Annotated in this window: 21 protein-coding genes; 5 read left to right on the plus strand and 16 right to left on the minus strand. The window is 34.3% G+C overall.

Annotated features, from left to right (window positions below; all coding sequences use genetic code 11):
- Positions 1-91: 91 nt before the first annotated feature.
- Complete coding sequence (locus BVF91_RS08255; RefSeq protein WP_013788418.1) at positions 92-373, minus strand: hypothetical protein; 282 nt, start codon at positions 371-373, stop codon at positions 92-94.
- A 162-nt stretch (positions 374-535) separates the two neighbouring features.
- Here BVF91_RS08255 and BVF91_RS08260 point away from each other — a divergent pair, with 162 nt between their 5' ends.
- The 5 genes from BVF91_RS08260 (at position 536) to dapD (ending at position 4,921) form a co-directional block, all read left to right on the plus strand.
- Positions 536-1,405 carry a hypothetical protein gene (locus BVF91_RS08260; protein WP_085112951.1) on the plus strand — a complete coding sequence of 290 codons (870 nt, stop codon included), beginning with the start codon at positions 536-538 and terminating at the stop codon, positions 1,403-1,405.
- 129 nt (positions 1,406-1,534) lie between these two features.
- The gene (locus tag BVF91_RS08265; protein WP_085112952.1) at positions 1,535-2,518 is read left to right on the plus strand and encodes an aspartate-semialdehyde dehydrogenase; all 984 of its coding nucleotides are present in this window, start codon (positions 1,535-1,537) and stop codon (positions 2,516-2,518) included.
- Positions 2,519-2,550: 32 nt separating this feature from the next.
- On the plus strand, positions 2,551-3,432 hold the full coding sequence (gene dapA, locus BVF91_RS08270) for a 4-hydroxy-tetrahydrodipicolinate synthase (protein WP_013788421.1): 882 nt from the start codon (positions 2,551-2,553) through the stop codon (positions 3,430-3,432).
- A gap of 13 nt (positions 3,433-3,445) precedes the next feature.
- Positions 3,446-4,201 carry a 4-hydroxy-tetrahydrodipicolinate reductase gene (gene dapB / locus BVF91_RS08275; protein ID WP_085112953.1) on the plus strand — a complete coding sequence of 252 codons (756 nt, stop codon included), beginning with the start codon at positions 3,446-3,448 and terminating at the stop codon, positions 4,199-4,201.
- Positions 4,202-4,207: 6 nt separating this feature from the next.
- Entirely contained in the window at positions 4,208-4,921 is a 714-nt protein-coding gene (gene dapD, locus BVF91_RS08280; RefSeq protein ID WP_085112954.1) for a 2,3,4,5-tetrahydropyridine-2,6-dicarboxylate N-acetyltransferase, read from the plus strand.
- A gap of 22 nt (positions 4,922-4,943) precedes the next feature.
- Here dapD and BVF91_RS08285 read toward each other — a convergent pair whose 3' ends face one another.
- The 15 genes from BVF91_RS08285 to BVF91_RS08355 form a co-directional block, all read right to left on the minus strand.
- Entirely contained in the window at positions 4,944-5,471 is a 528-nt protein-coding gene (locus BVF91_RS08285) for a cob(I)yrinic acid a,c-diamide adenosyltransferase (RefSeq protein ID WP_013788424.1), read from the minus strand.
- A 30-nt stretch (positions 5,472-5,501) separates the two neighbouring features.
- Positions 5,502-6,161: a single-stranded DNA-binding protein gene (locus BVF91_RS08290; RefSeq protein WP_085112955.1), complete on the minus strand. Its 660-nt coding sequence runs from the start codon at positions 6,159-6,161 to the stop codon at positions 5,502-5,504.
- A 237-nt stretch (positions 6,162-6,398) separates the two neighbouring features.
- Positions 6,399-7,169: a polysaccharide deacetylase family protein gene (locus BVF91_RS08295; protein ID WP_085112956.1), complete on the minus strand. Its 771-nt coding sequence runs from the start codon at positions 7,167-7,169 to the stop codon at positions 6,399-6,401.
- Positions 7,170-7,235: 66 nt separating this feature from the next.
- A complete protein-coding gene (gene pgmB, locus BVF91_RS08300; protein WP_085112957.1) occupies positions 7,236-7,895 on the minus strand; it encodes a beta-phosphoglucomutase in 660 nt (219 codons plus the stop codon).
- Positions 7,876-10,221 (minus strand): glycoside hydrolase family 65 protein, encoded by a 2,346-nt coding sequence (locus BVF91_RS08305; protein ID WP_085112958.1) that lies wholly within the window; start codon positions 10,219-10,221, stop codon positions 7,876-7,878. The genes pgmB and BVF91_RS08305 overlap by 20 nt, the downstream gene beginning before the upstream one ends.
- Before the next feature lie 36 nt (positions 10,222-10,257).
- Positions 10,258-11,103 (minus strand): carbohydrate ABC transporter permease, encoded by an 846-nt coding sequence (locus BVF91_RS08310; protein WP_085112959.1) that lies wholly within the window; start codon positions 11,101-11,103, stop codon positions 10,258-10,260.
- A complete protein-coding gene (locus tag BVF91_RS08315; RefSeq protein ID WP_085112960.1) occupies positions 11,103-11,978 on the minus strand; it encodes a carbohydrate ABC transporter permease in 876 nt (291 codons plus the stop codon). Before BVF91_RS08315 ends, BVF91_RS08310 begins: the two co-directional genes overlap by 1 nt.
- Before the next feature lie 85 nt (positions 11,979-12,063).
- Positions 12,064-13,347: an ABC transporter substrate-binding protein gene (locus tag BVF91_RS08320; protein ID WP_085112961.1), complete on the minus strand. Its 1,284-nt coding sequence runs from the start codon at positions 13,345-13,347 to the stop codon at positions 12,064-12,066.
- 410 nt (positions 13,348-13,757) lie between these two features.
- Positions 13,758-14,759 carry a LacI family DNA-binding transcriptional regulator gene (locus BVF91_RS08325; protein ID WP_085112962.1) on the minus strand — a complete coding sequence of 334 codons (1,002 nt, stop codon included), beginning with the start codon at positions 14,757-14,759 and terminating at the stop codon, positions 13,758-13,760.
- Between the two features lie 102 nt (positions 14,760-14,861).
- Positions 14,862-15,671 carry a carbohydrate ABC transporter permease gene (locus tag BVF91_RS08330; protein WP_085112963.1) on the minus strand — a complete coding sequence of 270 codons (810 nt, stop codon included), beginning with the start codon at positions 15,669-15,671 and terminating at the stop codon, positions 14,862-14,864.
- Between the two features lie 14 nt (positions 15,672-15,685).
- Positions 15,686-16,585: a carbohydrate ABC transporter permease gene (locus tag BVF91_RS08335; RefSeq protein ID WP_085112964.1), complete on the minus strand. Its 900-nt coding sequence runs from the start codon at positions 16,583-16,585 to the stop codon at positions 15,686-15,688.
- Positions 16,586-16,670: 85 nt separating this feature from the next.
- On the minus strand, positions 16,671-17,942 hold the full coding sequence (locus BVF91_RS08340) for an ABC transporter substrate-binding protein (RefSeq protein WP_085112965.1): 1,272 nt from the start codon (positions 17,940-17,942) through the stop codon (positions 16,671-16,673).
- Between the two features lie 142 nt (positions 17,943-18,084).
- Positions 18,085-20,409, minus strand: a complete 2,325-nt coding sequence (locus BVF91_RS08345) for a kojibiose phosphorylase (protein ID WP_085112966.1) — start codon at positions 20,407-20,409, stop codon at positions 18,085-18,087.
- A 57-nt stretch (positions 20,410-20,466) separates the two neighbouring features.
- A complete protein-coding gene (locus tag BVF91_RS08350) occupies positions 20,467-21,477 on the minus strand; it encodes a LacI family DNA-binding transcriptional regulator (protein WP_085112967.1) in 1,011 nt (336 codons plus the stop codon).
- A gap of 151 nt (positions 21,478-21,628) precedes the next feature.
- Positions 21,629-23,446 carry a beta propeller repeat protein gene (locus BVF91_RS08355; protein ID WP_085112968.1) on the minus strand — a complete coding sequence of 606 codons (1,818 nt, stop codon included), beginning with the start codon at positions 23,444-23,446 and terminating at the stop codon, positions 21,629-21,631.
- Positions 23,447-23,471 lie beyond the last annotated feature (25 nt).

Genomic DNA, 23,471 nt, shown 5'->3' on the forward strand with positions numbered 1-23,471 from the left:
AGGACTCTATCTTCCTTCATTGAGGACACCATTGCCCATCTAAAAGTATGACTTTACAAAATTATAACACATGAAATTCAACATAACAATATCATTCGTCCTTTTTTTCAAGCTCAATATCTATTCCATCTATAACACCAGATATGAGATTGAAAATCCATGTCCCAAAAGCGCTAATTAGCGCCAGCATCACCCCATAAATTATGCCAAATATGAGTCCTCCAAATACACCTAAACCAAAGAATCTAGCATCTCCTATACTCCCGAATAGCCCCCCAATTAAACCTAAAACAGCTCCAATTATAACACCGTATAACAATGTGAACTTAAAGACAGAAAAAACAGACACTTTTTTGATTTTATAATTCCACATACGCACTCTCCTTTCATGTAGCCTTTAGCTACTACGTTATAATTATATTATACCATAATTTTCTTATGCAAGTACAAAAATTTATAACCTTACAAATTTTAAAAAAATTATCTGTTCATTAAATTAAAACATCCTGGCAATACTATCTATTGAGGTGATTCTATGAAAAAATATCGTAAAATTGTCTGTCTATTATTGATATTTATTTCAGTATTTCAGCTTTCTGCTTGCAAGAATAAGCAAAAAAAGCCCATTCCGCAGAAAAAACCCAGCACGACTCAAAAAATGTCTACACCGAAAGAGCTTACTAAAATCGAAAGCGACATCGACACAATAATAAAAGAGGCTAAGAAACTTAAAGAATCTCAAAGTGGCAAAAGCGCTCAACAATCAACTACAACATTAGCACCTCAGAATAAAAAGCAAAGTTCATCAAAAAGCCAAGGAGGCGGAAAATCTAATGAAAAAGGTGCTAATAAAAAACAGCAAAAACAGTCACCAGAGGAAAAATCGTGGAGCACGATAGATAAAACTGTAAAAGATATACATACAAATTGGAATGTTTTAAGCCCTATTGCTACAAAAGCTGGAGCCAGTACCGATTTGCTAAATAATGTAAGCACAGCGATAAATATTCTAACGACAAAGTCTTCCAGTAAATCATTAGATGATACAATGATCGCTGCAAATAATGTCTACAAATTTGTGCCTGAAATCGAAAATTACTTTAAGACGACATCACCACCAGATATTAAAAAGCTCAGATTTTACAGCAGAGACATCGAGTTTAATTCAACTTTAGGCAAGTGGGATATTGCACTAAAAGATATAAATGAGATAAAAGCGATTTGGAAAAACATAAGGATAAAATTGCCTAAAGACGCTAAAAACGCATCAGATAAATTTGATGCAGGTCTTAGTGAATTGGAAAAAGCTGTACAGTCAAAAGACAGCACCATCACCAAAATCAAAACAAGCGTTCTAGAGACAGATATTAAATCGCTTGAAAAAGCATCAAAGTCACAAAAATAACCTCTTTTAGGGGTTATTTTTGTATAACCTTATTTTATTGACTTCATATAATAATAATGATATATTTTAAATAACAAAATTACTTTATTGCACTATATCATTGAATTTTTATTTTTAAGGAGGATAATAATGGGAGTCAATGTAGCAATCGTAGGTGCAACAGGCCTCGTAGGAAGAACGTTCATTAAAGTTTTAGAAGAGAGAAATTTCCCGGTGGACAATTTATATTTGTTTGCCTCAAAAAGAACTGCCGGCCAAAAGCTTACATTTAAAGGAAATGAATACACTGTAGAAGAATTGACAGAAAAAAGCTTTGATAGAGATATAAAGATAGCATTATTTTCAGCAGGCGCTACAGTAAGTAAAATGTACGCTCCTATAGCAGCAGAAAAAGGAGTAACAGTCGTTGACAACTCCAGCGCATGGCGAATGGATGATAATGTACCACTGGTAGTTCCTGAAGTAAATCCACAAGATATTAAATGGAATAAAGGCATAATAGCAAATCCTAATTGTTCAACGATTCAAATGGTAGTCCCGCTAAAGCCCCTTCATGACAGATACAAAATAAAGAGAATTGTCGTCTCAACATATCAAGCAGTATCTGGTGCAGGCAAAAAAGGCGTTGATGACCTTGAAAGAACATTAAATGGCGAAAAAAATCAATGTTTCCCTTACCCTATAGCAAATAACTGTATTCCTCATATAGATGTATTTTTACCTGATGGATATACAAAAGAGGAGCTTAAAATGATCAATGAGACAAAAAAGATAATGGGTGACAATTCTATAAAGGTATCACCTACGACGGTTAGAGTGCCCGTTAAGAATTCCCACAGTGAAAGCGTCAATATTGAATTTGAAAAACCTTATCAAATGGAAGACTTAAAGAACATTTTAAAAAATGCTCCTGGAGTAGTTTTAATGGATGATCCAGAAAACAACATATACCCAGTTGCTACAATCGCAACAGGTCACGATGAAGTATTTGTGGGTAGATTAAGACGTGATGAAACAGTATACAGCGGATTAAATATGTGGATTGTTGCAGATAATATCAGAAAAGGCGCCGCATCTAATGCTGTGCAAATTGCTGAGCTTTTGATTAAATGATGTCTTTATGATCTGAGAAAGGATGGTTAATAATGCCAGTATTTAAGGGTTCAGGTGTTGCCCTCGTTACCCCATTCACTGAAGATGGAGTTAATTTTAATAAGTTAGAGGAACTTTTAGAATGGCATATAAAAGAAGGTACAGATGCCATAATAATATGTGGCACAACTGGTGAATCGTCAACGATGACAGATAAAGAAAGAATGGATACAATTAAATTTGCAGTTGATAAAGTAAATGGTCGCATCCCGGTCATAGCTGGGACTGGCAGCAATGATACGCGTCACAGCATTGAACTAAGTAAATATGCTTCATCTGTCGGTGCTGATGCTCTGCTTGTCATAACACCATACTACAATAAGACTACTCAAGCAGGACTTGTCAAACATTTTACGGAAATCGCCAAAAATGTCGATAAGCCAATAATAATATACAATGTTCCAAGTAGAACAGGAATGAACGTGAAACCAGAAACATACTTAGAAATATGCAAATACGTTGACAATGTTGTTGGTGTAAAAGAGGCCAGTAGCGATATAGTTCAGATAGCTGAGATAGCCAGGATAATGGGCGATAAATTTGAAATATATTCAGGAAACGACGATCAAGTCGTGCCGATACTTTCATTAGGAGGCATAGGTGTAATTTCTGTCACCGCAAATATCGTGCCTCAAAAAATACACGAAATGGTAATGCTATTTTTGAATGGAGATATAGAAGCCGCAAGAAAGTTGCAATTGGAATTAAATCCTTTAAATAGCGTCATGTTCATAGAAACTAATCCAATTCCAGTCAAGACGGCAATGAATTTAATGGGTTTCAATGTCGGACCATTGAGGCTTCCTTTAGTCGATATGTCCGAAAAGAATTTAAATGCACTGAAAACTACGTTAAAAGAATTTGGACTGATATGAGGAGGCTGTATTAATGATAAGAGTGATAATAAATGGCTGCTGTGGAAAAATGGGCAAAGTAATCGCAAGCAGGGCTTCACAAAACCCAGACTTTGAAGTTGTTGCTGGAATCGATCAAAATCAGTGTCAATGCGGATTTCCCGTCTACAAAAGCCTTGATGAAGTAGATGTGGATGCCGATGTGGTGATAGATTTTTCATATCACACTGCTGTGCCGCAATTGTTAAAAGCCGCTGTAAGCAAAAATTTACCTGTTGTCGTTGCAACAACAGGGCTTGACGAAGAAGAAATTAACTCTTTAAAAGAAGCATCTAACCATATTCCTGTGTTTAGGTCTGCTAACATGTCGTTAGGCATCAATGTACTTATAAGTTTAGTCAAAGAAGCCGCAAGAGTTTTAAGTGATAATTTTGACATAGAAATACTTGAAATGCACCACAATATGAAAAAAGATTCGCCAAGCGGAACAGCTTTGCTTATTGCGGATGCCATCAACAGCGTTTTAGGTGATAGAATGGAATATGTGTATGGAAGACACTCAAATGTAGATAAGCGAGATAAAAATGAAATAGGAATCCATGCTTTAAGGGGTGGCACCGTAGTAGGCGAACATGAAGTGATTTTCGCTGGTCACGACGAAATCATTAAAATCAGCCATTCTGCAAGATCAAGAGAAATATTTGGGAATGGCGCGCTTTTAGCAGCTAAGTTTTTAATAAATCAAAAACCTGGACTTTACGACATGGAATCACTTGTCAAGAAAGGATGATGACTTTTGAATTCAAAAGATGAATTGACAAATCCTTATGAAATAGCAAAATTCATAAAGGAATCTAAAAAATCAACACCAGTAAAAGCCTATATAAACGGAAACATAGATGTAGACGAAAAGATATTTAAAGTTTTTGGCACTGACAATTTTAAAATAATTTTTGGAGAATTAGAAGATGTTAAAAAACTTTTAGATGAAAACAAAGACAAGATTAAGGATTATCACCTTGAATACGATAGGCGAAATTCAGCGATACCATTACTAGATATAAAAGACTTAAATGCCCGTATCGAACCAGGCGCCATCATAAGAGATAGAGTAAAAATAGGAAAAAATGCAGTAATCATGATGGGTGCTATCATAAATATAGGTGCTGAAATTGGTGAAAATACAATGATAGACATGAATGCCGTTATCGGTGCAAGAGGAATAATCGGGAAAAATGTCCATGTTGGCGCTGGTGCAGTCATAGCAGGCGTGCTGGAGCCACCAAGCAGTATACCTGTTATAGTTGAAGATAATGTGCTTATAGGAGCTAATGCCGTCCTTCTAGAAGGTGTCAGAGTTGGTCACGATGCTGTTGTGGCAGCAGGGTCTGTCGTCACAGAAGACGTACCGCCAAACACTGTCGTAGCTGGCGTCCCTGCTAAAATTGTCAAAATCAAAGACGAAAAGACCAGAGAAAAAACTAAACTATTGGACGATTTAAGAGGTTAAAAAAACCCGGCTTAGCCGGGTTTTAAAATTCTATTCCATATCTAGCGGAAATACCTTTTTCAAAAGGATGTTTAACTAACTTCATCTCTGTCACAAGATCTGCATTATCAATAAGCTCTTTAGGAGCATTTCTTCCTGTTAAAATCATCTCCATTGTATCTGGCTTTTCCTTCATGAGTTTAAGCACATCTTCCACAGAAAAAATATTGTTCTGTATTACCCCCATTATTTCATCTAATATAAGCATATCGCACTCTTCATTTTTAATGACATTTTCTATAAATTTATAAGCCTCATGCATCTCATCTCTAAGTACATTTTTTTCGTTCTCATCCATCTGAAAGAAGAATTTTTCACTTGACTGAAATCTAAAAACCTTGAAATTATCTATGTTTTTTAAAACATAAAGCTCTCCCGTATCTCTCCCTTTTAAAAATTGAACCATATATACCTTAAAGTCTCTGCCTAAAGCTCTTATGCCAAGGCCTATAGCAGCAGTCGTCTTGCCTTTTCCATCGCCTGTGTATATTTGGATCAAACCGTTTTTCAACGACAATCTCTCCTTTTGTATGTAAAATATCTATTGCTGTGTCAAAATCAAATCCTCTTTATTGACTTTTTCCATTTTTGTTATGGATACTTCATAGGCTGTTCTCGTTATAATCTCGTTATTATCTCCTTTTTTTTGATATTCTCTGCTTTGTACCCTTCCCCACAATTTTATGCGATCGCCTACTTTCAGCTTTTCGCAAAATCTGGCATTTCTCCCCCATGCGATTACTGGAATATAGTCTGACTTGCTGTATGGTCTATTGACAGCCACAAGCAAATCTGATATTTCTCTCCCAAATGGTGTTGTTCTATAAACAGGCTCTTTACATATAAATCCGTCCAAAAAAATCTCATTAGGATTTTTAATGCTTTCATCATCACTTACGACTATAATATCCCTTGCAAAAATAGTCAATATCAGCCTATTTTTACCACCATTTGGCGATTGCCTATTATAAGATCTAAGCTGTCCTTCTATTTTCACTTTAGTGCCTGGAGTTAAGTTTATGCCTTCAAATAGTCTATTTGAAATAGTAATCGGAAGCATATCTTTTGCGTCACTTAGTCTTGGCACTTCAAGCGTAAAATTATAAAACTGCTCCCCATAAAGCTCGTGACTAAACTCCAATTCGCTTACAATTTTACCAGATACATTAACCATATTATTCCCCAATATATTACCTGCCATCTGTTTACTCTCCCTTCCATCATGTGTATCTTCTTAAAATATAGATATTAACAAAGAAGAGCATTTATGACAGGTTTATTAAAATATTTAATCGTTTTACATAAATAAACTTCATTGAACCACCCAACCTCAATACGAAGTATTGCAAAAAATTTGATATTATTTTTCTCAACATTATCAAAATAATATCATTAATTTTATTTTTTTGCAATTATTATTGCATAACTTAATAAAATTTTATTGTTCTTTATGTTGCCTGCCCTCATGATCAATATAGTAATTTTCTTTATATATCAACTGACTTATAGGAACTATTTGATATCCATTTTCTTTCAGTTTATCAATGATGTACGGTATCGCCTCAGGTGTAAATTGACCATTATTGTGAAATAGAATAATGGAACCTTTTTTAACGTTCGGCAATACCCTGTTTATTATCGCTTCCGTATCAAGACCTCTCCAGTCAAGCGAATCTACATCCCATTGTATAGTATAATATCCTAAACTCTTTGCTGTCTCAATGACTCTATCGTTGTAGTCACCGTATGGAGGTCTAAATAAATAAGGCTTTTGTCCAGTGATCTTTACAAGTTTCTCCTCACAAGCTTTTATCTCATTTGCCATTTCCGAATCGCTTAACTGCGTCATGTGTGGATGTGTATTGCTATGGTTTTCCACATCATGACCTTCTTCATAAATTTTTTTTACAAGTTCAGGATATTTATCAATCCAAAGCCCCGTCAAAAAAAATGTGGCCTTTACATTTTTATCTTTTAATATCTGCAGAAGTCTTTCTGTCTTATCACTGCCCCATGATGCGTCAAACGATATGGCAACCCTTTTATCAGGAATATCAACACTGTAAATCGGAAGCTGTCTGTTTATATTAAATAGCGTACTTATAACAGGTGGAACACCGTAATTTGTGTATAAAATAGATATAAATGCTAGTACGAAAACCGCTAACAAGTTTATGATGACGCTTTTTTTGATATAATATATCTTCACAAAAAATAACCTCCCAACTACGAATCTATAATAAATTTATTCCTTTGGGAGGTTATTATTACTATTTTATAGTAAGTTTAATATTGGCAATGGATCGCTTAAGTCCTTTAAGACAATATCTGCCCCTTTCACTGTTTCATAATTGCCAACTCCAATAGACACCATTCCTGCTCTATTTATGGCTTCAATACCAGCTTTAGAATCCTCTATTCCTATACATAATTTAGGTTCAACGTCAATTCCTGCGGCAGCGTTTAAGAAAATTTCCGGATCTGGTTTGCCATTTTTTATTTTTTCTGCATCCACAATGTAGTCAAATGTCTCAATGAGGCCAAGGTTTGAAAGAACGGTTTTTGCATTCTTGCTTACAGAAGCCACAGCTATTTTTATTCCTCTATCTTTTAATTCTCTTATTAAGTCTACTACACCAGGAAGTAAATCCTTAGATGTCATTCTCTTTATCATCTCTTTGTAGTATTCATTTTTTTTATCTGGCAGATAATACTTTTCTTCTTCACTAAAGAATTTATCGCTTTTCTTCAAAATTATCTCCAATGACTCAATTCTGCTAATACCTTTCAAATTTTCATTTATTTCTCTGTCAAAATATACATTTAATTCATCAGCCAACTTTTTCCATGCCAAATAGTGGTATTCAGCAGTATCCGTAATCACACCATCTAAATCAAATATCACGCCTTTATGTTTAACACTTTTGTTTATCAACTTTTTTCACCTCTTTTTCAACTTTATTGCCATTCAAAAGCGTTATTTCTTCATCGTAAACATGAATTTTCAACATCTCACCTTCAAGCAATAAAAATGACGCTTTTTCTTGGGTAATGCTCACATGTATTTTACAATTTTTATATCTAATGTTGTACGATAAAGACTTCCAACTTTTAGGTATATTAGGCATAAAATGAAGTCCATCAGGATATGTCATCATTCCACCAAATCCACTTATGATTGCGCTCCAAGCACCAGCCATGCAAGCAGTGTGTATCCCATCTTTCACATTCCCATTGTAATCATCAAGATCCATTCTCGCCGTCATCATAAAATATTCGTAGGCTTTATCATAATATCCGATCTCATTTGCAAGAATACTGAATATGGCTGGTGAAAGCGATGAATCATGAGTCGTTATTGGCTCATAGTAATCGTAATTTCGTTTAATTTCATCAATGCTAAATAATTCTCTTCTTAGGTACATAAGCAATAAGACATCAGGTTGTTTGCATATCTGATATCTGTATATATTTAGATAATGTCTGTGAAGCAACAAGGGTTTTTCGCTTTCTAAATCTTTGGCATTTAATCTCTCTTTATAAAGAAAGCTATCGTCCTGTGGAATAATTCCAAAATCATCTGAATAAGGCAAATACATGTTCTGTGCTGCGTAATTCCATTCATTTAGCTCTTCATCAGCAAGTCCAATCTTTTCTTTAATGTTAGCATAATATTCCGGAGCTTTTTTAGCCATTTCCTTGGCAACAAAGTATGCATACTCTAAGTTCATTTGTGCCATATAGTTTGTATACGCATTGTTGTCAACCAATGCCGTATATTCATCAGGTCCTGTTACGCAATTCAAGCAAAATTTATTATTTTTCAAAGGAATATATGCACCTATGCTTATCCATAGCCTTGCAGTTTCAAAAACAATCTCCGCACCGTACTTGTACAAAAATTCGTAATCTAAAGTTGCTTCAACGTATTTTTTTATAGCCAAAACTATATCAGAGTTTATGTGATATTGAGCTGTTCCAGCTGGAAAATAAGATGAACATTCCGGTCCATCTATCGTCCTCCAGGGATAAAGGGCACCTTTATATCCCAATTCCTTCGCCCTTTTTCTGGCCGCATCTAACAATTTGTATCGAAACATTACAAAGTTTTTGGCGATCTCTGGTTTTGTGTAGAGAAAAAATGGCATGATATAGACATCAGAGTCCCAAAAATAGTGTCCTTCATATCCTTCACCAGTAAGACCTTTGGCACATATATTCGCGATATCATTTTTGGCTACAGACTGCAACAATTGAAATTCGTTGTACCTTATGCCTTGTTGCATAGAAATATCGCCGTCTATTTCCACATCTGCATCCGTCCAAAATTCATTTAAATAATCAAACTGCTCCTTAAAGATGATATTTACTCCATCCGATTTGGCATTTATGACCTCATGTACCGAACTATCAATAAGCTTATCCTCTAAACATTCTCTTGATGTGTAGTACGAAATAAACTTATCAAGCTGAAAAATTTTATCTTTTTCAGCATCAATAGAGAATTCAAAACCTATTTTATCATCTGAGTTGTAATTTTTAAGTTCATAATGGCAATCAGTTTTTACATCATGGTTTACAGAACAAATGTATTTTAGCTTACTTCTTTTTGTAGTTTGCATTAACCATCCCATATATCCGTCAATGTGACTGTCAATGGTATTTACGACTTTTCCTCTCATGTTATTTCCTACGCGCATGTCATCTGTCTCATTCCCGTAATATACATTTCCATCAATTTCGGAAATCAATTTTATCTTCCCACTAAAATTTAACGGTCTAAAGCTAAAAACTATAACACCTAAATGTTGCCTTTTAAAAGAGATCAATCTTTTTACAGTTATATCCAGCTTTTTCCCTTTTTCAGTCTCCCAAACAATCTTTCGCTCTGTAAAACCTTCCTTCATATTCAGTGTTCTTTCGTATTGAATTAGATTGCCTTTCAACAAGTCAAATGGCTCATCATCTACTAACAATTTTACAATTTTGCTATCAGCAACATTTACCATTGCTTCACCGTAAGTTGGAAAACCATATCCGCCTTCTGCATAATTGATATCATAGATTTCATAAAATCCGTTAATGTATGTTGCATTAAATGATGTACCATTAGGACCTGAATAACCTTCTTCAAATGTGCCTCTCATACCAAAATACCCATTTCCTAAAGAAAAAATAGTTTCATTGCGATAATTTGTTTCTATATGGAATTTGCTTTCTATTATCTTCCATTCATCATAAGGATATATTGATTTTTTCATCTGAACCTCCACGCTTTCTAAATAAAGTCGACAAACCTATTTTATTGCACCAGCCATGACACCTTTAATGATGTATTTTTGTGAGAACAGGTAAAATATAATTACCGGTATTATCGTCAGCACTAAACCTGCTAATGCCAAATTCCACTCTATAGTAAATTCTCCAAAGAAGAAAAACGTCGACAGCGGAATAGTCCTAAGGTTAGGACTGCGCAATACCAACGACGGAAGCAAATAGTCATTCCAAAGTGATATAACATTCAATATAGCTACAGTCACAATAATAGGCTTAAGATTAGGAAAAACTATTCTCCAAAACAATTGAAACTTATTGCATCCATCAATCGTAGCAGCTTCCTCCATTTCAAGCGGAACATTTTTAATAAATCCATGAAACAAAAATGTAGACATGCCTATGCCAAAACCTATATTCATAAAGATAAGCCCATATCTCGTATCAATCAGCGAAAAATTCGTCCCCGAAATCTGCCATTTACTTAAATACTGCACTAATGGTATCATGACAGATTGAAATGGTATCAGCATTGTTGCAACAAATGTATAAAATATAATATTGGAAATAGTCGTTTTATTCCTTTCGAGAACCCATGCCGCCATCGATGACAGCACGATTATAAACACAACACTTGTAACTGTTATAAACAAAGAATTGCCCAAAGCAGTCAAAAAATCCATCTTTTGTATTGCCTGAATATAATATGTGAAATTTAAGGCCTTAGGTAGACTTAATTCACTTGTAAATATTTCTTTTCTATCTTTAAAAGAATTAATAATCATAATATAAACAGGAAATATAACAAATAGTGTCAATACCCAACCGAATATTTCTAAAATAGTCATATTCTTCTTGGCTTTTTCCATCACATCTCAACCTCTCTTTTCTTTGTTAAATACACCTGAACAAGTGTAATAGCCATGATTACGACAAAAAATACAACAGCTTTTGATTGAGCTATGGCATATTGATTGTGCTTATATGCCGTTTGCACAATATTCATCGTCAATAATTCTGTCGTACCATAAGGTCCGCCGTTTGTAAGCGATAAATTTGTATCATATTGCTTAAATGAATTTGACAAAGTTATAAAAAGGCTTATGGTAAAAGAAGGAACAGTAAGTGGTAGTATGATGTTAAATAGCCTTCTCACAGGTCCTGCACCATCAATAAGAGATGCTTCGATTATGTCTGGATTAATGCTTTCCAATCCTGCAATATATATGATCATTACGTATCCTGACATTTGCCATGCTGATACAATCACAATGCTCCAAAAGGCCATATTAGGATCATTTATCCAATTAAAGAATATATTTGAGGCGTGTAACACAGTCCCTAACTGAACAAACAGTTTTGTAAATATAAATTGCCATATAAATCCTAATATCAAGCCACCTATTAAATTAGGCATAAAGAAAATCGATCTTAAAATATTTCTAGTCTTCATTTTTCTTGTCACAAGAAGCGCTAAAGAGAAACCAATTATATTAGAAACTATTACCATAATAATCGCATATTTAAAAGTCAATAAAAATGCACTTAAAAAATTCTGATCTCTAAACACCTTTAAATAGTTGCTAAATGCTACAAATTTTGAACCAAAAAACGAAAAACCATCCCAATCTGTAAAAGAATAAATTATGCCTAATATAAAAGGAATTATTACTACATTTATAAAGATAAATAGTGATGGTATTAAAAATAGCCAAAACGTCAATGTATTGCTATTTTTTTTCATATTTTCACTCCTATCGTATACACATTGATTTAAATTAGGACATACTTCTCGACCATGTGCAAAAGAAGTATGTCCTATAAGCTAATTACTTGCCAGCATCTTGAACCCAAACATTTGTCAATTCTGATAAGAATTGATCGTCATTTTTTATAAGTCCAGCATAATACTTTTGAATGACATTAGAACCATCAACATCTATTCCGTTAGGGAAGTAATTGTTGTACACCCATGGAATGATTTGACCTTTATCAACATACTGAGCAACTTCCGCTGCCAGTGGAGCCTTTGGAGCCTTTACTCCTTTATATGCTGGAATAAACTTTAAAGTATCTGCAGAATATTCTTGTCCTTTATCGCTTGTAATCAACCAATCCAAAAATTCAATTGCAGCTTTTTGTTGTTCTGGCGTTGCATATTTATTTACACGCCATGCAGTAGCAGTACCAACAGCTAATTTTGTATTTCCACCTGTCGGGAATGGAATAATTCCATATTCAAAATTTGGTTTATCTTGATCCAAGACTGATTGTACCCAGTCACCTTGGTGTATCATAGCATATTTGCCACTTGCAAATCCCGCCACTTGATCATCGTATGAATCAAGTGCATTGTTTGTATATGGTTTTATCTTATCCATATCTTTTATCCATTGCACTACACTCGGTATGTCTTTCATAGTAATTTGCCCTTTGTCAAGTTTCTCTATATCTGTCTTGTAATTTGGATCAACTGCAAAAGCCCAGTTAAAAGGATGTATAAATGAGAAATATGTCTCTTTCGCAAAAGCAATAGGTTTAACAACTCCATTTAATTTTGACAATTTTTCACATGCATTAACTAAAGCATCGATGCTTGTTATTGATGCTGGATCTATGTTTGCTTCTTTAAACAAATTTTTATTGTAAATCAAACCATAGCCTTCAACTGCTGAAGGAAGACCATATAACTTGCCATCAACAGTAACATCGTCTTTTACTCCATCTGCCAACATTTCAGCCGCTTTTGAATTTTTTATTTCAGCCATATATGGTTGAAATTTAGGAGTATCTGGTCCTGCAATAGTAAATATCGTAGGTGCTTTTTCTGGTGATGCAGAAAACTGCGATTGTAATACAGTAGCAAAATTATCTCCTGAAGTACCTAAAAGTTTCACTTCTACTTTATCCTGTGATTTGTTGTAGTCATCAATTATAGTTTGGAGATCAGACTGTATTTCGGTTTTGCTTTGCATCACTGTTATGGTTATCTTGCTATTTTGGCTGGAAGCTGTTCCATTTTGACTAGTTTTGCTATTATTGCTTGATGAACATCCTGTCACTAAGGCAATTATTAAGATCGTCGAAATTAATAAACTTAATATTTTTTTCATACAAACGCTCCTCCTATTTTTTAATTTTTATGATGATTGTAAAATCACAATTGAAGTTTTTTTAGCACCTCCTTTTAGTTTTTCCAAGATGAGCAATATCGACTTATTATACATAAAGTAAAAATTTGACTTAAATTCAGCAAGCATTGATACAACAAATATTCTATTAAAAAATATATTTAACAATTTTAATGTTTTACTTGATTGCTTGCCAAATTTAAGCTTAATAAAGCATAACTGTAACCGCTTACAGTTTCTTGACAAATAAAAGCTACAGTTTTTATATCATCCAATCTAAAATAGACTGTCAATAAACACAATCTGTAACCGCTTACAGTTATATTGTAACATCTTTTTTAAAAATAATCAATAGTTTTTAAATTATTTTTTTAATTTTTTTGTGCATTTCTTTAAATGCAGGACTGGCGAATAATCAATCTGTGCTTTAAAATAACTCTCTTTTCAGATATTTTTTTATTGTCTATTATCTTTATCAACATGCGAGCTGCAACAGCGCCAATATCGTACATAGGCTGCGCAACAGTAGTTAAAGCTGGCCTCGTCACCTCTGCCAAGTCGAGATTATCAAATCCTATTATAGAAACATCTTCCGGACATCTTAGACCAGCGTCATAAATGGCATTAATAGCACCCATAGCCATTACATCACTGAAGGCAAAGATAGCATCTGGTTTAACACTGCCTTTTAGCATTTCTTTTGCAGCTATATAGCCACCTTTTGCTTTAAAATTACTTTCTTTTATCAACTCATCATATACTTTAAGACCAGCTTCTTTCATAGCATCGAGAAATCCGTAAAGCCTATCAACACTATCAACAGTTTCTTTCATACCGTTCAAATCGCCATGGATGACACCTATTTTTTTGTGACCTTGCGATATCAAATATTTTGTAGCGTCATAAGCAGCTTTTTTATTGTCTATTACTACATACGGCACATCATAATTCGTCGCTCTTCCAGCTAATACTAACGGTATTTTTCTGTCTTTGAAAATATCATATATTTCATCCGAAAAATAATCGCTATGGAATATTATGCCATCCACCCATCTGCTTTTCAACATATCAATGTACTGTATTTCTTTATCTCTGGAGTTATCGGCATTGCAAAGAATTATATTGTACTTATATATATTGCATACATCTTCTATTCCGCGAACAACTTCACTATAATACGGGTTAGATATGTCAGGAACTATTAAACCTATAGTGTTTGTCTTCTTCATGGCCAAACTGCGAGCCAATATGCTTGGCTCATAGCCAAGCTCTTTTGCCGCTTTCAATACACTTTCCCTTGCCTTTTCGCTGACGTATGGACTATTATTAAAAACTCTTGAAACAGTTGCTGTTGAAACGTTCGCCAGTTTTGCTACATCATCTATATTTGCCATACAGACCACACATTCCCTTCGCAATTAACTTAGAGTCATAATGCATATAAAATAGTAACCGCTTACAATTATATCACATTCATTTTAATACATCAACACAAATCATTTAAGACCTGTTGTAGAAATCCCTTTGACAAATTGTTTTTGGAATACGAGAAATATAAGTATCATCGGCAACGTCAAAAGTATAGCGCCTGCCATTACTTGATTCCAAAATTGATAATACTGTCCGTAGAATGAATTTAATCCAACTGGCAGTGTGTACATATTATCGCTGGACGTCAAAAGACTTGGCCACAAAAAACTATTCCAATTGCCTGTAAACATGAATATAAACTGTGTTGTAAGAGCAGGCTTCGACAATGGTAAAACTATTTGCAGAAAAATCCTAAATCTAGACAATCCATCTATCGTTGCAGCTTCTTCCATCTCTTTCGGAATAGATAAAAAGAATTGTCTCATTAAAAATATTCCAAAACTGCTGGTTAAAAACGGTATAGTAAGCCCCCAATAAGTATTCACCCATCCTAATTTGCTTAATAAAATATACGTTGGCACCATTACAACCTGTCCAGGCACCATCATAAGCGCCAACACAATAATGAATAGGAAATTACGTCCTGCAAAATTAATTCTGGCAAGAGCGTATCCAGCCATTGAATTAAACAATAAATTTCCAAATGTAACTGCGATAGCAACAATCAAACTATTAAAGAACCACTTCAGAAATGGAAACTGACTTATAATCATGTTATAGTTACCAAACGTTAAATTCCTCAAATTAACGCTTAAACTATCTATTTCGCTTGTAGGTTTAAGCGAAGTTATTATAGACCAAATGAAAGGCCCTAATGTGATTGCAGCATAGACTATGGCTATCAAATAGAGAATAAATCTGAATGCTTTAGACATAATATATTTACCTCCTAATACATTTCTTCTTTAAATAATATTCTTTGCAATAGTGTTAAAAGCAAAATAATTAGAAATAGTACAAAAGCCATAGCTGATGCGTAACCCATGTTAAAATCTTTAAACCCTGTTTTATATATGTCAAGAACCACCGTCATCGTCGCATCAAGAGGTCCTCCACTTCCTCCTGACACAACGTACGCCTGATCAAAAATTTGAAAAGTGCCTATCAATGAGACTACAAGGTTAAAGAATACAACGTGTCTCAACAATGGAAGAGTTATATTTACAAATCTTTGAAATTTATTTGCGCCATCTACTTCTGCCGCCTCATACAATTCTGCAGGAATGTCTTGAAGCCCTGCCAAGAATATTACCATATAGTTTCCAACTGATGACCAAATAGCCATCATCATGATTGACGGCAAGGCAAAATTGACATTGTTAAACCATGCTTGACCATGTATACCGATTTTTGACAAGATTATATTGACCAATCCATCTGCTTTAAATAAATACAAAAAAATAACTGACACAGCAACTGTCGATGTCACAGTAGGTATATAATACGCAACTCTAAAAAAGGTTTTTCCTTTAATGTCTGAATCAACGACTAATGCAAGGATTAATGCTATAAATAATTGCGTAGGTACCACAAACAATGAATATATCGTTGTATTAAGCAATGCCCTTTTAAATGTTTGATCATTTAACAATCCTATATAATTTTTAAACCCTACCCAGTGGCTTGATAAAGGATTTAAGTATGAAAAATCTTTAAAGCTTATTATAAATGCATAAATTAATGGTCCAATAATAAATACAGAAATAGAAATAACAAAAGGCATCATAAAGGCATATCCCGAAATAGCTTCGTTTATATATCTTTTCTTTGAAATTGAATGAGCTTTCATACTGAGACTCTTCCTTTCAATCCATTAATTGCAAAAAATCAAACATCAAAATCTTTATGCAGCACCATTAAGGTGCTGCATAGCATCATTGTCCAAGCTGCTTCTGTGCATTATCAAGTGCTTCTTGAGCATTATTTGCCTGCTTCATTATAAGCGAATCTGAAGCTTTATTTGCTGCATCAGATACTTTTGTACCAAGAAGTCCAAACTGCCATGGGTATGAATAAGCTGCGCCATCGATAAATGCCACTCTATCTGGATATTTTGCTCTAAATCCTTCTTCCATAGACTTCCTTGATGGAAGGGCAAGACCTGAATCAACCACAAATTGTTGCCCTTCTTTTCCAGTTAAAAACTCCAATAATTTAAATGCATCATCTTTATTTTTGCTGTTTTTATTCATTACATAAGCAACAGTAAAAGCTAATGTTGCCTTTTGTTTGCCTCCAGGAAGCTCAGCTATTCCGTAATTGAGGTTTGGATCTTTATCCTTTAAAAATGGTATCATCCATCCTCCTTCAATGGCCATTGCAGCTTTTTTAGCAGCAAATACATCGCCATTCCACCCTCCACCTAAATTCTGTGGTGTATCCGCCACTTTATCTTTAGTAATAAGCCCTGTGTAAAAGTCAAGTGCTTGAGCATTTTCTGGAAGATTTAAAGTTACCTTTCCATCTTTATATACTGAGCCACCATTTTGAAGCATAAAAGCTTCTAACCTTGCAAGATCTGACGACAAAACCAAGCCTTTTACCCCATTCTTGGTCAATTTTTGAGCATCTGCTTTTAATTCATCCCATGTCTTTGGAGGTTCACTTATACCTGCAGCATTAAACATGTCTTTATTATAGAAAAGCGCTAATGTGTTATAATCCTTTGGAAGACCATATGTTTTTCCTTCCCACTGAAATGCTGAAAGCAACGATGGTTCGAAATCATTTACATCTACGTTGTACTTTTTGATATAATCATCTAATGGTTCTAAAACACCTGACGACATAAGCTGCGGCGCCGGCATGCTATCAAGATAGAAAATGTCCGGAGCTACATTCGCAGCAATTTCTGTTTGTAATTTTTGCATGTAATCGCCTACTATTGTTTCAATTTGCACATTAATATTAGGATATTTTTGCTTAAACGCAGCTAACTGATCATTTACAATTTTTGTTTCAGCAGGTGAAGAAGACCACATGCCAAGTTTTAAAGTTACAGGTTTTGCAGTGTCTTGTTTTTGAACAGAGCTAGTTTCATTATTGTTGCTATTGGAAGCAGTGTTTTGTTTTGCCGAGCATCCGGAAAGCAATGCGGCTATCAAAAGTATTGTAACGACAAAAATGCTTATAAATTTTTTACCCATTTTATTTTCTCCTCTCTTGATAAATTATGATTTTAAGCAAACTAAATATTCACCAATTTAAAGTAATCCTGAATCCCCCCTTATTCACAGTTATTTATCTTTATAGGCAAAGCAGCAATTTCTGCTTATGCCTATTGCACATCTAATTAACTTCAATATCTTTTCCTTTTATTTTTACTTTTACCTTTCTTCCGTTGCCTTCAAGAAGTTTTACATCTACATTATCTTTATAAATATTGATTTGAAGCAGATTGCCTTTCCAATAAATTTGATACGACAACTTTCGCCATTTCTCTGGCAACCATGGATTGATATTCAAAACGCCCTCTTTATCAATGTTCAAACCGCCAAATCCAAATACAGCAACCTGCCATGTGCCTCCGGCAGAAGCGGCATGGAGACCCTCTTTTGTGTTGCCTTGATTATCTACAAGGTCCACATTAGCACTCCTTATAAATGAATAATACGCGTTCTTATAATCACCAACTTTTAAACCCATGATAGAATACATACTTGGACCTAACGAAGATTTATGCATCGTCCTCTTTTGATAGTATTCATAGTTTATCTTTTTAGTCTCATAGTCAAATTCTTCACCTAATAAGAGCATAAGCATCACTACATCAGCCTGTTTTACAAGTTGCGTGTCATTTAATTTTGTGACATCTACGTCATCAGGCCATATCGGCATATTATTCTCATCAAACTTATCTATTACGTAATCTTTTCTCTTGAAATAGCCTTCAAACTGCTCTAAGATCTTTTTTTCTCTATCAAACGGTATATAAATTTTAGAAATAATACCTTTCCAGTTTTTCAGTTCATCTTCTGTTAAACAAATCTTAGATGACAACATTTCATATGTTGATGGATAGTCCTTTTTCAAAATTTCAACGAATTCAATTGCTTTTTGAATATTCCACCTCGCAAGATAATTAGTATATGAATTATTATTTACATGCTCGTGAAACTCATCAGGGCCAATCACATCATTTATTTCATACCTATCTAACGAATCATTGTACTCGCATCTTGATACCCAAAACCTGGCAGTTTCTAATATCATTTCTATCCCGTATTCAAGCATAAAATCTATATCATCTGTGGCTCTGTAGTACTCAAAAACAGCGAAAGCAATATCGGCAGTTATGTGGTATTCTATATCTCCAGTCCATATCCTTACAGGATTGCCTTTATAATCAACACCCCATTGTGGTGTCTCTTCATTTCCTGTGTCAGCAGATTCCCATGGATATTGAGCCCCTTTATATCCATTTCGTATGGCATTTTGTCTTGCCGCATCCAAAAGATTGTATCTATACATAAGAAGTGTTTTAGCTGCTTTTGGATACACGTATATAAAAAATGGAAGCATAAATATTTCTGTATCCCAAAAAACATGGCCTTTGTATCCTTCCCCGTGGAGAGCTTTTGCTGCAATGCTTACCCTATGGTCACTTTCGTTAACAGAGCTCATCAGATGAAATACATTGAACCTCAAAGCCTTATCTGCCTCATTATCACCATCTATCTTAATGTCCGCAACATTCCAAAGCTTTTCGTATATTTCAATGTGCTTTAGAAGTTCATTATCTATACCCTCTGAAGCAAAATTGTAAACATCTTTCTCAACTTTGCTTTTAATCTTTTCCTTTGCTATATCCCTTGATGTGTAAATTGAAACAAATTTGTCTACTTCGACAGTTTTATTTTCAGCCACATCAAACTCATAGTATTCTGAAGATATTTCACCTAACGGAGCAAATCTTTTATGCTTTACAATATTATCTCCATCATCGCTGCGATAAATTTTTACATAGAAGCCTGTTCCAATTCTTGCATCATCATCTCTTGTGGCTGTTTCAAGATAACAACCACCATTGACAAAGTCAGTATTTTCAACAACACGTAAATGTTTTGTTTTATGTGCTGGATTTTCTTTTGAATTTAACACAGATCCATCAATTATGCTTTCTACAGCAATGGTACCACTATAATTCACAGGTGTTATAAATAGCTTTATAGCAGCACGATGAACGTTATGTTTGCTTAAAAATCTGTACCCTTCTATATGGGTAATCATTCCAGAATCATCTTTTAATGTAATGCCTCTAAACAGGATTCCATGTTTCATATCTAAAATTCTGATAAAATCTAAGATTTCACATTTATCAGGATTTAAATTTTTTCCATTAACATATATCTTTATGCCAACCCAATTTTGTACATTGACCAATTCCCTTACTTGAGCTTCTGACTTATCAAAAATTCCAGCAATAAAGTTACCTGGGCACTCATCATCAGCGCCTTCTTCAAAACTTCCTCTTACTCCCATATATCCATTTGCAAGAGTAAAATTTGTTTCATACCTTTGATTTAATTTTTTGTCATATCGGTCCTGCGAAATAAGCCATTTATCATCGCTTAACAACTTATTTATATCGTCAACAAATGTGTATCTAGTCACACGTATACCTCCTGCCAAATAATGTATCCGAAACGTTTTGGTGACTTACTAAAAAAATTATATTTTTTTTGCAGATTGCCGAATAACAAGCCTATGGGGTACTACGATATGTTTTGGTTTTTCACCTTTTATTATCGATACAAGATGTCTGGCCGCCATATAACCTATTTTATAATTTTCCTGCCTTATTGTTGTCAAACCTGGAGTTATCAGTGATGATAATTCAATGTCGTCAAAACCAACTATAGATATATCGTCAGGAACACGCATGCCAAGATCTTGTGCAGCCTTTAATGAACCTATAGCCATCAAATCTGAAGCGTGAAAAACTGCAGTGATTTCTGGATTTTCAAAAATCATCTTTCTGAAACAATTATATCCTCCATCTTGAGTAAAATCATCAAAAACAACATATTCGTCTTTATAAGGAATATTGTTTTTGTAAAGCGCTTTTTTATATCCTTCCAATCTTTCAAAACTCACTGCAGCATCATTATGCCCGTTTATAAAACCGATATTCTTATGCCCCAATTTTACTAAATAGCTTGTTGCCTCAAAAGCAGCTTGCACATTATCTGAACTGACATAGCCTACTTTATCATTTAATATAGGAATATCTATCAACACAGTTGGAATATCTGTGTTTTTTATCTCCTCTATATACGGATCGCTTAATTTTAAACCCTCCACAATAGCGCCATCAACTTTCCTGTCATTGCATAATTTTTCATAAGGCGTCACATCTTGTGAAGCCGGATCAACCGTATACAATATAAGGTCGTATTTATCTTTTCTTAAACCCGCCTTTATACCTGCCAATATCTCCAGAAAAAATGGATGGTACGCACCTGGTTTAATAAGTTCTGAAACAACCAGACCTACTGTGTGAGTCTTATTGGTCACTAATCCTCTTGCAATAGAATTAGGAGAATAGTTTAACTCCTCAGCTATTTTCTTGATTTTTTCTCTTGTTTCTTCACTTACATCCGGATATCCGTTTAAAGCTCTGGAAACCGTAGTTACAGAAACACCTGCGTATTTTGCAATATCTTTTATAGTAACTGCCATTACATATCCACCTTTTCCAAAACGTTTTGGTTTAATTTTATTGTATACCATTTCTTTTTATATGTCAAGTGAACGTGACTTAAATTTTTTAATAAAATTCCAATTGTCAAAAGCAATTATTTACCTTTCGACAATTGGAATACTTATTTTTTCAATTCTCCTTCATCGATACTGCCATCTGCAATGCGTCAACAGGTTTAAAATTGTAATTTATATAGTATACACTTGATTCCTTTGTCCAGTAAATGTTAGTTGTAGTTTTATTTTTAGATACATTTACAACAATCAAGCCTTTGTTTAGCGGAACAGGCAAATTGTAATTTTGTAAATATTTTACCATCTGCTTTGCCAAATCGATCTGAGGCTTGTCAGGTGAATTAACTTCAACAGTCCATCTGCCCTCTCTCCATTGTACGCTGTACTTACCTTTCCCTTGATAAACCTCTCCCCATATAAAATCTTTATAATCAAGCTTTTGACTCTGTTTATCGACTATAAAACCATTATTCTGCCGAATCGCATTTACATAATTTTCCGCATCAATATCTGAGGCGAAAAGAAAACCTCCAAAATCGCCCAAAATATCGTTAGCATCAATATTGGCCGAATCTATCTTAGTATTTTTTAAATCATATGTTTTATCAGATATAATCAAATCAACATTGTAGCTATCGTTAAACTTCCCCATTTCAGGCACAGCAGTTACATACATATTTTTTTTATCCTCTGGCAAAGGCACAACCGTAGGAGCATAAATCTTAATTATTGCATTACTTTCAATGTCTTTTAAAGCATCTATGATAATCGGATTTACATATTCAATATTTTTTTGATTATTGTCCTTTCTTATAGGATACTGCTGCTGCCACGTTTGCCCCCCATCAAGTGTGTTTAATATTAGTCCATTGCCATTTTTCGTCGATGCAATCCAACCATTGTAAGTATCTACGAACGTCATCGGAATAGGCCCTTCAATTATGCTTTCTAAGTCAAATTGCGGAACAGGATAACTGCTCCACGTATTTCCGCCATCGGTAGTTCTCGATATCAAAAACTTGTCACTGTCATTTTTCGGATTTAGCCCAATGGCAAAAGCAGTTTCTTTATCAACAATATCTATCGAGCTTAAATATGAACCTAAAAAATTATTGGTTTTATGACTACCGTAAAAACTACTAAAATTTTTTTCTTCAGCCAAAGCAGTCCAATTTTTCCCACCATCTGAAGTTTTTAAGACTAAATATGGCTGTTCCTCTGCCGATGTCCATTTTCCTCTATAAACGGCCCATATATTGTTTACATCTAATGCATAGATCTCTACAGTCCATTGTCCTTGCAAATATGGATTGTAAACAAAATTCCACGAAATTCCACCATCTCTTGTATAATATATACTATTATTGTACGATGCAAATCCATGGTATTGATCGACAAAATCATAGGAATCAATTTTTATTTTAGTGTTTATACTTTCCCACGTCTGTCCTCCGTCGTTAGTAATATAAAGTTTACCTTCGTGGGTACCATAGCCTCTATCCACCGTTACAAACTTTATGTTTTCAATATTCACATTCATTTTAGGCAATTCAATCCACGTCTTACCACCATCTGTCGTCTTCAAAATAGATCTGTCAGATGATATGGCCCAACCATAAATAGAATTGGCAAAATCAAATCCTATTATATTAAAAGAGCCCGTATGTTCAACTGTCCAGTTTTTACCTCCATCATTTGTAGACAAAATAATTCCTTGTCCACCAGCCCATCCATCTTTTCCATTTATAAAGTAAATCGCCTGAAGACCAAATTTGGGCGCATTGTTTAGATTATAGCTAAATTCAACATTTCTATTGATTTTATACGTAGTATCGTTAATGCCATTTTCCTGATTTTTGTTTATGCCACAACCAGTCAAGAAAAATATTAATATTACAAATAGCACTGCAAATCTATACGATAATCGCCACATAGTCGTGACTCCCCTTTTTATCTTT

Source organism: Thermoanaerobacterium sp. PSU-2, from assembly GCF_002102475.1.
In the GTDB taxonomy this organism is placed as follows: Bacteria; Bacillota; Thermoanaerobacteria; order Thermoanaerobacterales; family Thermoanaerobacteraceae; genus Thermoanaerobacterium.